The organism is Flavobacterium chungangensis (assembly GCF_042654045.1).
Lineage (GTDB): Bacteria > Bacteroidota > Bacteroidia > Flavobacteriales > Flavobacteriaceae > Flavobacterium > Flavobacterium chungangensis.
This window is the reverse complement of the sequence record NZ_JBHSFY010000001.1, coordinates 611,011-623,198: the sequence shown is the minus strand read 5'-3', so window position 1 is coordinate 623,198 and position 12,188 is coordinate 611,011. Positions and strand designations below refer to the sequence as shown.

Sequence of the window (12,188 nt, the reverse complement as noted above, 5' to 3'; positions counted from 1 at the left end):
ATCTAAATTCAATCTAAATAAGCTTGCAAAATACAATACACACTCTGAAAAAAGGCGAAAAAGCCATTATCAAAGATTTTGATATCGATCTTATTCCACTTAAATTATTAGAAATGGGTTGTCTTCCTGGCAGCTTAGTTGAATTGCTTCAGGTTGCTCCTTTTGGTGATCCGTTATATTTAGATATTAATGGTTCTCATGTTGCAATCCGTATTGAAACAGCTCGTGAAATTGAAGTTGAACTTATCAAAACCAATTTGTAATGAGTGTTCAAAATATCAATGTTGCCCTTATCGGAAATCCCAATACCGGAAAAACCTCTGTCTTCAATCAATTAACAGGCCTGAAACAACAAGTTGGAAACTATCCAGGAATCACGGTTGAGAAGAAAATAGGATTTTGCAAATTACCTAATAACGTAAAAGCTAATATTTTAGATTTACCTGGAACGTATAGTTTGAACGCGAGTTCGATGGACGAAAGTGTGGTTATTGAACTTCTATTAAATAAAAACGACAAATTATATCCAGACGTTGCAGTAGTTGTAACAGATGTCGAAAATCTAAAAAGAAACTTACTGATTTATACTCAAATCAAAGACCTTGAAATTCCGACGATTTTGGTGATCAATATGTCAGATCGTATGGAACGTAAAGGAATTTCTTTGGATATTCCGTATTTGGAAGATAAACTAAAAACAAAAATTGCGTTAGTAAGTTCCCGCAAAGGTTTAGGAATTGAAGAATTAAAAGAACTAATTGTTTCTTATAAAACACTTCCGCACGAACCTTGTTTGAATGCTTCTGTGATTGATCCTGAATACTTTGAAAAATTACAAAAAGCATTTCCAAACCAATTGATGTATAAATTGTGGCTGGTAATTACGCAAGATGTCAATTTCTTGAATTTAGACCGTAATGAAATCCGAAGCACTTTTACCAAATCCCATTCAGAATTAAAACGTTTACAACAGAAAGAGACCATCAAAAGATATCAATTTATCAATGATGTTTTAAAAGAAGGTTTAAAGATTGATGCTTCGATGGCGAAAGATATCCGAGCAAAATTGGATCGCGTTTTAACGCACAAAGTTTGGGGTTACTTTATTTTCTTTGCTATTTTATTCTTGATTTTCCAATCGATTTTCAGCTGGTCAACTATTCCAATGGATTTCATTGATAGCACTTTTGCTTCTTTAAGCAGCTGGGTTGCAGCAGAACTGCCAAGTGGTATTTTGACCGATTTACTTTCGCAAGGAATTATTCCTGGAATTGGTGGGGTTATTATTTTTATTCCGCAGATTGCTTTCTTGTTTTTATTCATTTCGATTTTAGAAGAAAGCGGTTATATGAGTCGTGTCGTATTCTTAATGGACAAAATCATGCGCCGATTTGGACTTTCAGGAAAAAGTGTCGTGCCTTTAATTTCTGGAACTGCCTGTGCAATTCCCGCGATTATGGCAACTCGAAATATTGAAAACTGGAAAGAACGCCTTATTACGATCTTAGTAACGCCATTCACGACTTGTTCGGCAAGATTACCTGTTTATGCGATTATTATCTCATTGGTTATTCCGAGCAAAAGAGTTTTTGGAGTGCTAAATCTTCAAGGATTAACACTTATGTCACTTTATGTTTTAGGCTTTTTTATGGCCATTTTATCGGCTTACATTTTGAATAAGGTTTTAAAACTAGACTCAAAAACATATTTTGTTGTTGAAATGCCAAGTTACAAAATGCCACTTCCAAAAAATGTTGGAATCAATGTAGTAGAAAAAACCAAAGCTTTTATTGTTGGTGCGGGTAAAATCATCTTGGCGATATCGGTTATTCTTTGGTTTTTGGCTTCTTACGGGCCTGGAAAAGAATTCAACGAAGCCGAAACTATTGTGAAAGAAAGATTTGTTAATACAACTTTAGACGAAACTCAGTTTGAAAATGAAGTCAATTCTCAAAAATTAGAGAATTCCTATATTGGATTAATGGGACGCGCTATTGAACCAGCTATTCAGCCTTTGGGTTACGATTGGAAAATCGGAATTGCTTTAATCAGTTCTTTTGCTGCCCGCGAAGTTTTCGTAGGAACGCTAGCAACCATTTATAGTGTTGGCGATACCGATAACGAATCGACTATAAAAAGCAAAATGCAGGCAGAAGTTTGGCCAGATACAGGCAAAAAAGTATTTGATTTCGCAACCGGAATTTCTTTATTGCTATTTTATGCTTTTGCTATGCAATGCGCCAGTACGTTGGCGATTACCAAAAAAGAAACCAATTCATGGAAATGGCCTGCAATGCAACTGTTTTTAATGAGTGGTCTCGCTTATTTTACCGCATTAATTGCGTATCAACTTTTAAAATAAAAAGTTATGTTTCAGGAAATAATAGCCTTTGCCATATTAGGAATTGCCGTTGCTTTTTTGATTAAAAAGTTCTTCTTTAAATCAAAAAAGAAAAAAGACTGCGGTAATGGAACCGATTGTGGATGTTCGTAAAAAGTGACAAAGGAGCAAAGGTTAATAGATACAAAATAAAAAAGCTGTTCATTTTGAATGGCTTTTTTTATGAGCTAAAATGTCTTATTCTGTTGTTTTAAAAACCTGCAATAGCTTATTAGTATATTTTCTAAAACTATTTTTGTCTTCTAAATTTATTAAAAAATGACACCAGAAGATAGAATGGAAGTAATACGAGACAACAGAGTTGCCCGCTTACTGTGGTTTGCAATAGGTTTTTTCTGTGCAACAATTATTACTTATTTGATAATGAAACATCATCATTAATTTTTTCTCGATTTTATCTAATTAAGAATATAGAATAAGGAATAAAGAATATAGACTGTAACTTTGACTTAAAGCAAAAACTATGATTAAAAAATGCCTTATTATAATGTTTTAAAAGCTTTTCAAGGCACCCTAGCACCTTAAGTAAAATTATTTTTGAATTATTAAAATACATTTGAAATGACAAGGTTTGAAAAAAGGGAAATGATCAGAAATATCAACATAACTAGGATACTATGGTTTTCAATTGGTTTTTTATGCGCTTTTGTAATAATGTGCTTTTTAAAACCCTGACTATAATTCTGTATAACTATATCAAAATAAAAAACGGCTCTAATCTAGAGCCGTTTTTATGTTTATGATCTGAATGAAATTTCTACTTCAATCCTTCCCATTCCGCATAGAATTGGGCAAGGAAAGTTTCCATAAAGTGATGTCTTTCTGCCGCGATTTCTTTTCCTTTTTCGGTATTCATTTTGTCTTTAAGCAGTAAAAGTTTTTCGTAGAAATGATTAATGGTTGGAGCATTGTTCTTTTTATATTCCTCTTTTGTCATATTGGTCACGGGCTCAATCTCTGGATTGTATAAAGCTCTGTTCTTAAATCCTCCATAGTTAAATGCTCTTGCAACTCCAATTGCCCCAATTGCGTCAAGACGATCAGCATCTTGAACAATATCCAATTCGACAGAAGAAAAATTTCTTTCGAAATTTCCGCCTTTATAAGAGATATTTTCAATGATTTTGACAACATGGGCAATAGTGCCATCAGAAACATTTTCTTCCTCTAAAAACGCTCTTGCTGTTTTTGGTCCAATTGTTTCGTCTCCGTTGTGAAATTTACTATCGGCAATATCATGCAATAAAGCACCCAATTGCACCACTGTAAGATCGCACTCTGTTTCTCTGGCAATCAAAATTGCGTTCTTATAAACTCTCTCAATATGAAACCAATCATGTCCGCCTTCGGCATCATTTAGTTTTTCTTTAACAAAAGCAATGGTTTTAATAATCAGTTGTGAATCGCTCATATAGAGGTTTTTACAGTTAATAAAAAATGTTGATTGTCAAAGATTTTGAATCTCCAACAACCAACAAATATATTTTAAAGCAACAATGTTGCGTTTTTTGAAATTCCAAATTTTATAAATCTCATTCGAAAGACATTTAACATGATCCTTCGACTTCGCTCAGGAGGACAAGCTTTATAAAATCATCTCAAGAAAATCTAAAATCTAAAATTTAAAGTCTCGCAGGTTCTACCCATTTGAAGATATGTGATTCTTGTGGGATTACGATTCTTTCAGAAATTTTGGCCATACGAGATGGCAATTTCATTAAGTAATCACGAGCTTTTTCTGCTTCATCAGTCAAATTAGAAATTTTATCAATTTCCCATTTGTTGATTAATTTCTGCATGATTTCAACATAATCGTTTGCAGTGTAAACACCAATACGTTGTGCTGAATCTGAGAATTGTTCGAAAGCTGTGCTTATTTTTTGACCAGATTCTCTCAAGAAGTGAGCCGGCATAACAATTTTCTGCTTCATCATGTATTGAAAAGCCAACATCATTTCGCTAGGATCTACTTGGAAAATTCTAGTAACAAATTCGCTATAGGCATGGTGGTGACGCATTTCATCACCTGCAATCATTTTACACATTTTAGACAACTTGTTATCGCCAAATTTCTTAGCGATCTGCGCTACTCTATTGTGTGAAACATAAGTTGCTAATTCCTGAAAACTAGTGTATACAAAGTTTTTGTATGGGTCAGTTCCAGTTCCAATATCAAAACCGTCGTTGATCAAATGCTGTGTCGTCATTTCGATTTCACGCATATTCACACGACCAGACAAATACAAGTATTTATTTAAAAGATCTCCGTGGCGGTTTTCTTCTCCCGTCCATTGTTTTACCCACTTAGCCCAACCGTTTCCTTGATTTCCTTCTTGCTGATCTATTCCTTCAACATCCATTAACCATGACTCATATGTAGGCAAGGCTTCCTCAGTGATAGTATCACCAACAAGCGTAACCCAGAAATCGTACGGAAGTTCTTTAGCAATCTCGCGTAATTCTTTTACCTCTTCAAAGAAGTTTTCTCCTTGAGAATTTGGTAAGAAATCCGACGGCTGCCAAATTTTTTCCACTGGAATTAAATACTGTTCAACGAAGCTATCCACGTTTTTTTCCAAAAACTGCATTACTTCTAATCTAATGTTTTTTATAGACATTACTTATTATAGATTTGAGTTGTACGTTTTAGCTCGGACTAAAACTTAAACTTGTTTATATTCATTTATTCCTTCTTTAACTGCTTTTTCAGTTATCTCCATTAGCTCTTCAAACTTGTAATCTTTAACAGCCAAAGCTTTATGAGCTGTAAACTTCAAGTGATTTCCTAAACCAACAGGAAAAAAACCAAACTTTACCATTTTCCAAGAATTATTGATGCTTACCGGTACAACATACGCAGATGGTGCATATTTGCATAAAATTTTTAAACCGCTTTGCGCAAATTCTTTTGGTACTCCCGTTTTACTTCTTGTCCCTTCTGGGAAAATAACGGCAGATCTTGTATTTTTTTCGATATATTCAGACAAGCCTTTAATAACGGGTATCGCTTGTTTAGGGTCTTTTCGGTCAATTAAAACAGATCCTCCGTATTTCAAATTAAAAGAAACACTTGGAATTCCGCTTCCTAACTCCTTCTTACTTACAAATTTACAATGAAAACGTCTAAAGTACCAAATCATTGCCACGATATCGTACATACTTTGGTGATTTGCCACAAAAATAATCGGTACACCTGTTGGAATTGTATCTCTATTTTCAATCGTATATCTTGTTCCTACAAGATTGGTACATCTTAAAAGGAAAAAATTTAAATAATCAACACTTTTTTTGTGAGCCTGATAACCAAAAACATTTAAACAAATCCACTGAATTGGATGAAAAACAGCCAAACACAAACCAAATAATAAATAGTAAATTACCGATATGGGATAAGAAATAATTTTTTCCATGCTTCAAAAATTAATGCGCAAAAGTAGTAAATATATTTTTAGACTTATTAAAATTGAAAACAATAACTGTTTTTATGGTTTAATTGTACCTTTGTACTAGAATTTGCAAATTTTTTCTGAATTAAATGAACTTTACTTACCCTAAAAACGAGCGTTTAAAAAGCAAAACGACAATTGGATTACTGTTTTCTAATGGAAAATCGGTGTCCAAATATCCGCTTCGTTTGGTCTACCGTCAAGCGGAAGCAAATTCAGAAGAACAAACCAAAATTGGCGTTTCGGTTTCTAAGAAATATTTCAAGAAAGCGGTTGATCGAAATTACTTCAAAAGAGTTTTGAGAGAAACCTATCGATTAAACAAACATTTACTTTTAGATAATCTGGATCAACCATATTCTATAATGCTTTTTTATCAGACCAAAGACCGTTTATCCTACGAAGAAATCAATACTAAAATGATTCAATTATTTGAGAAATTTGCAGCTCAAATCAACAAACCTCAAGATTCTGATACGAAAACAGAAGCGTAAATTTCAAAACGTAAGATTATTAATCAAGTTAGACAAAAAAATCGTAGTTTTAGCTCTAAATTGAAATTTTATGCGTCAACTTTTCTTTTTATCCCTTATTGTTTTAATTTTCTCTGGATGTAGTAAATCTGAAGCTTACAGCAAAGATATTGCTGTAAGCGCTGTAATGGTTCCTCCTCCTCCACCTGCTGGAGCGAGCGAGTCTAATAAAAAAGATCAAGATTTAAACGAATCTTCATCTGAGATTCCTAAGAAAATAATTAAACAGGGGTCACTAAGATTCCAAACTGATAATCTTGAAAACACTTTCAATCAAATTCAAAAAGCAGTTCTAGACAACAAGGCAAGAATCGTAAATGATTCTGAAGGAAAAGATTACAACAGTGTTTACAGAAGTCTTACTGTAAAAGTACCAAGCCAGAATTTTGATCGTTTTATAAATAATGTTTCAAAAGGAGTTTCTTATTTTGAAGTTAAAAATATATCTGCAGAAGATGTAACAGAACAATTTATTGATTTAACTTCAAGATTAAATACGAAGAAAAAACTCGAAGAACGTTATCTGCAAATCTTACAGAAAGCGACTAAAGTAAGTGAGATTTTAGAAATTGAAAAACAAATTTCAGCTATTCGCGAAGAAATAGAATCAAAAGAAGGGCAACTGAAATACTTAGAAAGTCGTGTCTCTGAAAGCACTGTCACTATAGACTTTTATAAGACGGTGGCAGAAAAAGAAGGTGTTAAAATATCATACGGTTCAAAACTTTGGGCTGCTGTTAAATCGGGATTCTTTAGTCTATCTGATTTTTTAATTTCCTTAATTAGCGTTTGGCCGTTTGTAATTATATTTTTTGTATTAGCCTATTTTATTAGAAAAAGATTAAAAAGAAGAAAAAAAGAATAATCATGTATCCGTATTTCAAGAAGAAATTTATTATACCAGTCGCTGCGGCGGGAATGTTGTTTGTTGGAACCAGTTTTAAAGAAGACTTTTTTGAAATTGCCAAACAAATTGAGATTTTCACCACTTTGTTTAAAGCCGTAAATACCAATTATGTTGACGAAACCAATCCTGGAGATTTGATGGACAAAGCAATCAAAAGTATGTTGGGAAGTCTAGATCCGTATACGGTTTATTTTAATGAGCAAGATGTTGTTAACTTTAAAATCAATAATACCGGAGAATATACTGGAATTGGCGCTTTGATTTCAAGAAAAAAAGACCGTTTGGTTGTTCGCGAGCCGTATAAAAATTATCCTGCAGATAAAGCTGGACTAAAAGCGGGTGACGAAATTATTCAGATTGGCGATGTGCTGATTGCTGATTTTAAAGATGATGCCTCTCAATTATTGAAAGGAACAAAAAACACGAAAATCAACATCAAATATCTTCGCCAAGGAAAACCAAATACTACTGTTTTGATTTTGGATGAAGTAGATATTAAATCGGTTCCTTTTTACGGAAAAATTGATGACAAAACGGGTTATATAGTTTTAGCACATTTTAGCAGAAAAGCTTCTGCCGAAGTTAAAGACGCATTGGAAAAACTAAAAGCCGACGGTGCCAAACAAATTGTTTTGGATTTAAGAGGAAATCCTGGTGGTTTATTGAACGAAGCCATTGATATCTGCAATTTGTTTGTTCCGAAGAATGAAGTAATTGTTACGACTAAATCTAGAATTGAAAAACACAATAATACTTATAAAACACAGAAGGAACCAGTTGATACTGAAATTCCATTGGCGATTTTGGTGAATGGAAGAAGTGCTTCGGCTTCAGAAATTGTTTCGGGTGCTTTGCAAGATTTGGATCGTGCTGTTGTTTTAGGAAGCAGAAGTTTTGGTAAAGGTTTGGTACAGCGTTCTGTTGATTTAACTTATGGAACTCAATTAAAAGTAACCATTTCAAGATATTATACGCCTTCAGGAAGATGTATTCAGGCTCTGGATTATGCACATAAAGACAAAAATGGCGTAGCGCAAAAAACGGATGCCAAAAACTATAACGCTTTTAAAACTAGAAAAGGCAGAACTGTTTATGATGGCGGAGGAGTTTTACCAGACATAGAATTGGAAGAAGCAAAAACCAGTTCAATTGCTACTGCTTTAATCAAAAATGATGGTGTTTTTGATTATGCCACAACATACTATTACAAAAATCCAAATTTAGGAGATAAGATTCCAACTTTGACTGATGCTGATTATACAGCTTTCAAACAATACTTAAAAACCAACAAAATCACTTTTGACACAGAAACTGAAGTGGCTTTGAAAAATACTTTAGCTGCAGCTAAAAAAGAAAAAATAGACGAGACCATTACTGCCGAATATCAGCAATTGTTAAATGCTTTAGAAAAAAGCGAAACTACTTTACTAGATAAAAACCAAAAAGAGATTAAAAACATGATTTTGGAAGAATTGATTAAAAGATACCAATATCAGGAAGGTTTGTATCAGTATTACTTAAAAAACAATTCTGAAATTAAAAGAGCAGTTAGCGTATTAAATAACCAGACAGAATATAAGACGATTTTAAAAATGTAGTGAATGAAGATAACTCTAGCTCTGATTCTTTTTTCATATTATACAGTAAACGCACAACAAAAACCTGTTGAGACTATTTATTTTGAATTCGACAAGTATGATTTGACAGAAAAGCAAATCAGTGTGGTTTCTAATTTTATAAAAAACATAGACACTTCTAAAGTAGAGTCTATACAGATTTATGGCTATTGTGATGATCGCGGAAATGATGAATACAACTTTAGATTGTCAAACAATCGAGCGAATACGATTCAGGATCTGTTGATCAAAAAAGGGTTCAATCAAAGTAAAATTGTAATTCTGGAAGGAAAAGGACGTGTTGTCGTAAAAGCAGATACAATAGAAAATCTGTACGAAACACGTCTCCGAAATCGGCGGGTTGACTTAATTGTGGTTAAGAAGAATAGTTTCGGAAAAGGAATTCACACTTCTTTTAAAGACAAGTTAAAAGTAGGCGATAAAGTTTGTCTGGAATCTATTTTATTTGAAATTGGAAGTGCCAAACTAACTCCTAATTCTAAAAAAGAACTGGATAAAATTGCGACAACGCTTCAAGATCATCGAAACTTAAATTTTGAAATACGCGGACACGTTTGCTGCACACCTGAAATTTACAGCGACGGAATTGATAGAGCTACTAAAGAAAGAAGACTTTCTTGGAATCGCGCCAAAACTGTTTTTCACTATCTAATGTCTAAAAAAGTATCCAAAAGCCGCATGACCTATATTGGATGCGGCAATAGATATCCTTTAGGCCGAGGCGATAATTACGATCGGCGGGTGGAGTTTGTGATTACTAAAATTTAGTTTTTTCTAAGCTTCTAAGATACTGAGATACTGAGATGCTAAGATTCTAAGTTTTTTTTACTTTTTGGAATATTCTAAAAATCCTTGCGGATTTTTTACTTCATTTTAATCATTCTCTAATCATCTCGATATGCGGTATATCATCTTCTAGATACATTTCGCTGGTTTGAACAAAACCGTGACTTTCGTAGAATTTCTTCAAGTATAATTGAGCTCCAATGGTAATTTTATCTTTTCCAAAATTAGATTTAATTCCAGCTATGGCTTCCTGCATTAGTTCATGTCCCCATTTTCTATCTCTGTAATTGGCGTCTACAACTACTCTTCCGATAGAAGCATTGTCAAAACTAATTCCGGCATCAAATAAGCGCGAATAAGCCACTATTTCACCTTCAAATTCTCCTAAAAGGTGTAATGCTTTCTTGTCCTTGCCATCAAGGTCCAAATAAACGCAATTTTGCTCGACTACAAAGATTTCACTTCGTAATCTGAGCAAATCATATAACTCATGAACAGTTAATGCCTCAAAAGGCTTTATTTTCCACTTTAATTCCATTCTTCTTTGTTTTTGCCACAAAGGCGCGAAGGCGCTAAGTTATATATTTTTTTAGCTGTGCTAAAGTTTCTTATTTAAATCGGAAAGACACAAAGCTATATCTTGTAGAATAAACCTTTGTGTCTTTGCATCTTTGTAACTAACTAGAAAATCACTTTTTCGTCATTACGATTTCCATGCTTTTATATTCAGTTCCGTTTTTTGTATCGTACATTTCCATTTTTCTGGTTTTAGCATCTACGATGGTGTAAACTTCTCTGTACTTGGTATTTTTTGCTGTTACGGGATCGGCCATTTCTCCGTCGTAATCTATACTCTTAGTACTTTCATTATACTTTCCTCTGCCAATCATCATTCCAGTTCCCATATTATCAATAAAAGTGGAGACGTATTCTTTGCTCGCGTTATTATAGCCTACTGTTCCTTTACCATCAAATGGCTGTCCCATCATAGTTCCTTTATAAGTTGCTTCTTGAAAACGTCCGCCTAAGATCATTTTGATTTCGGCTACACAAGTTTCTTTTTCAGGTTTTGCATTGGCATCCGACCAAAATGTCATATCACAATTCCATGTTCCAACTTCATCGGCCAGTATTTTATGCGGATTTCCAGGTGTTGCATATTCTTGCCAAGCTTTCATCTGGGCTGCAGAATCTAATGGCGCTTCGGCAACTGATTCTTCCGTTTTAATAGAATCTGTCGCTGTTGTAGGTGTGGCTTCTTCTTTCACTTCTTTTTTACAAGAAATAAAACACAAGGTTATTATTGCTAAGATTGTGGTTAATTTATTCATAACTAATTGTTTTTATGTTTGTTATGAATAAAAGTACGAAATTTTTTGTTTCAAGTTTGAAGTTTCACGTTTCATGTTTCATGTTGACATACTGAACTCATTGAACCGCAAAGAAACTTGAAACTTCAAACTTGAAACAAAAAACAAAACTACCTATCGTTTGTCTATTCTGACTGTTTTAATAATGGCTTCAAGTTCCAGCATTAGATCGCGTTCTTGATGTGAGGGTGAATAAGAGAATCCTTCAATAACCAAAACACGATTAAAGGTTGGGTCTATAATGGCATAATTGATAAATGGTCCAGTCATGAAATCATTTTTCAATTCCCATGTTCCTTTTGTTTCGAAGGCTTCTTTATTGTCCAACATTATTTTTGAGAAATAGGGTGCGTAAGCTTCGCTTGTAATCATTTGTGTATTGGGTTCGCGTCCCTGAATGTATTTACCGATTGAATCACGCATTTTGACAATAGCATTTACAACATCTTTTTTCTTCTTGAAATTATATAACGGAATCTGGTAAATTAATAAACTGGTATTACCACTGATAATTTCCTTTTTAAGCCAAATGAATTTCTTTTTATGCAACATGTATTCATATCCTGTCGGGATTTGAATATTGATGTGGAATTTGTTTTTTATGATAGCTTTATTCAACAGTGAAGCGCTGTTATCTTCTTGAATTTTCTGAATTTCGGCATCGTGAATAATTTTGATTATTTGCGGTGCGTTCAGTTCAAGACTGCATATAATATCGTCTACCGATTTTCCGTAAATGCGAAAAGTATTGTGAGGAAGGGTTGTGCTTCGAATGATTTCGAATTTCTCTGCGTTTGTTTTTTTGACTACAATGATGCTTCGGCTGTCGGTAACAAAACCTTCAAGCAATCTCGCAGGATATTGATTAATGGTAAAAAGTGGCTCTTCTTGAGTAAGTCCAAGAACCGGTGAGGCAAATTTATTTCTAATACTATCGCCTACTTCTCCGTACCACAACTGATCATCAATAATGACCGAAATGGTATTGGTTTTTCCAGAAACTGTTTCACTTTGTTTTTCACTTTTGAAACAAGAAGTCAGGAAAAATGGAATTAATAGCAATAAAAAATGGGTTTTATTCATTTTTTTAATTTATGAAATAAAACCC

The 12,188-nt window shown here is 33.6% G+C and carries 13 protein-coding genes; 7 read left to right on the top strand and 6 right to left on the bottom strand.

Annotated elements, in window-relative coordinates:
- Positions 1-23 precede the first annotated feature (23 nt).
- The 3 genes from ACFO3N_RS02750 to ACFO3N_RS02740 are packed head-to-tail and all read left to right on the top strand — an operon-like array spanning position 24 to position 2,494.
- Positions 24-263, top strand: a complete 240-nt coding sequence (locus tag ACFO3N_RS02750) for a FeoA family protein (protein ID WP_008465698.1) — start codon at positions 24-26, stop codon at positions 261-263.
- Positions 263-2,362, top strand: coding sequence for a ferrous iron transport protein B (feoB, locus tag ACFO3N_RS02745; protein ID WP_379795126.1), 2,100 nt, complete (start codon positions 263-265; stop codon positions 2,360-2,362). The genes ACFO3N_RS02750 and feoB overlap by 1 nt, the downstream gene beginning before the upstream one ends.
- A gap of 6 nt (positions 2,363-2,368) precedes the next feature.
- On the top strand, positions 2,369-2,494 hold the full coding sequence (locus ACFO3N_RS02740; RefSeq protein WP_379795125.1) for a FeoB-associated Cys-rich membrane protein: 126 nt from the start codon (positions 2,369-2,371) through the stop codon (positions 2,492-2,494).
- Positions 2,495-3,158: 664 nt separating this feature from the next.
- Here ACFO3N_RS02740 and ACFO3N_RS02735 read toward each other — a convergent pair.
- From ACFO3N_RS02735 to ACFO3N_RS02725, 3 genes are all read right to left on the bottom strand, one after another.
- Positions 3,159-3,812: an HD domain-containing protein gene (locus ACFO3N_RS02735; protein WP_379795124.1), complete on the bottom strand. Its 654-nt coding sequence runs from the start codon at positions 3,810-3,812 to the stop codon at positions 3,159-3,161.
- 211 nt (positions 3,813-4,023) lie between these two features.
- Entirely contained in the window at positions 4,024-5,019 is a 996-nt protein-coding gene (locus tag ACFO3N_RS02730; protein WP_379795123.1) for an acyl-ACP desaturase, read from the bottom strand.
- A 45-nt stretch (positions 5,020-5,064) separates the two neighbouring features.
- On the bottom strand, positions 5,065-5,811 hold the full coding sequence (locus tag ACFO3N_RS02725; RefSeq protein ID WP_379795122.1) for a lysophospholipid acyltransferase family protein: 747 nt from the start codon (positions 5,809-5,811) through the stop codon (positions 5,065-5,067).
- Positions 5,812-5,936: 125 nt separating this feature from the next.
- Between ACFO3N_RS02725 and rnpA the strand changes: the two genes are divergently transcribed.
- The 4 genes from rnpA to ACFO3N_RS02705 all read left to right on the top strand — a co-directional run bounded on the left by rnpA (position 5,937) and on the right by ACFO3N_RS02705 (position 9,692).
- Positions 5,937-6,341, top strand: coding sequence for a ribonuclease P protein component (gene rnpA, locus ACFO3N_RS02720; protein ID WP_250834686.1), 405 nt, complete (start codon positions 5,937-5,939; stop codon positions 6,339-6,341).
- 70 nt (positions 6,342-6,411) lie between these two features.
- Positions 6,412-7,245: a DUF4349 domain-containing protein gene (locus ACFO3N_RS02715; RefSeq protein ID WP_379795121.1), complete on the top strand. Its 834-nt coding sequence runs from the start codon at positions 6,412-6,414 to the stop codon at positions 7,243-7,245.
- A 2-nt stretch (positions 7,246-7,247) separates the two neighbouring features.
- Positions 7,248-8,885 carry a S41 family peptidase gene (locus ACFO3N_RS02710; RefSeq protein ID WP_379795120.1) on the top strand — a complete coding sequence of 546 codons (1,638 nt, stop codon included), beginning with the start codon at positions 7,248-7,250 and terminating at the stop codon, positions 8,883-8,885.
- 3 nt (positions 8,886-8,888) lie between these two features.
- Positions 8,889-9,692 (top strand): OmpA family protein, encoded by an 804-nt coding sequence (locus ACFO3N_RS02705; protein ID WP_379795119.1) that lies wholly within the window; start codon positions 8,889-8,891, stop codon positions 9,690-9,692.
- 109 nt (positions 9,693-9,801) lie between these two features.
- Here ACFO3N_RS02705 and ACFO3N_RS02700 read toward each other — a convergent pair whose 3' ends face one another.
- From ACFO3N_RS02700 to ACFO3N_RS02690, 3 genes are all read right to left on the bottom strand, one after another.
- On the bottom strand, positions 9,802-10,248 hold the full coding sequence (locus ACFO3N_RS02700) for a GNAT family N-acetyltransferase (protein WP_379795118.1): 447 nt from the start codon (positions 10,246-10,248) through the stop codon (positions 9,802-9,804).
- A gap of 151 nt (positions 10,249-10,399) precedes the next feature.
- Positions 10,400-11,041 (bottom strand): DUF1579 domain-containing protein, encoded by a 642-nt coding sequence (locus tag ACFO3N_RS02695; RefSeq protein ID WP_379795117.1) that lies wholly within the window; start codon positions 11,039-11,041, stop codon positions 10,400-10,402.
- 153 nt (positions 11,042-11,194) lie between these two features.
- On the bottom strand, positions 11,195-12,163 hold the full coding sequence (locus tag ACFO3N_RS02690) for a DUF4837 family protein (protein ID WP_379795116.1): 969 nt from the start codon (positions 12,161-12,163) through the stop codon (positions 11,195-11,197).
- Between the last annotated feature and the right edge of the window lie 25 nt (positions 12,164-12,188).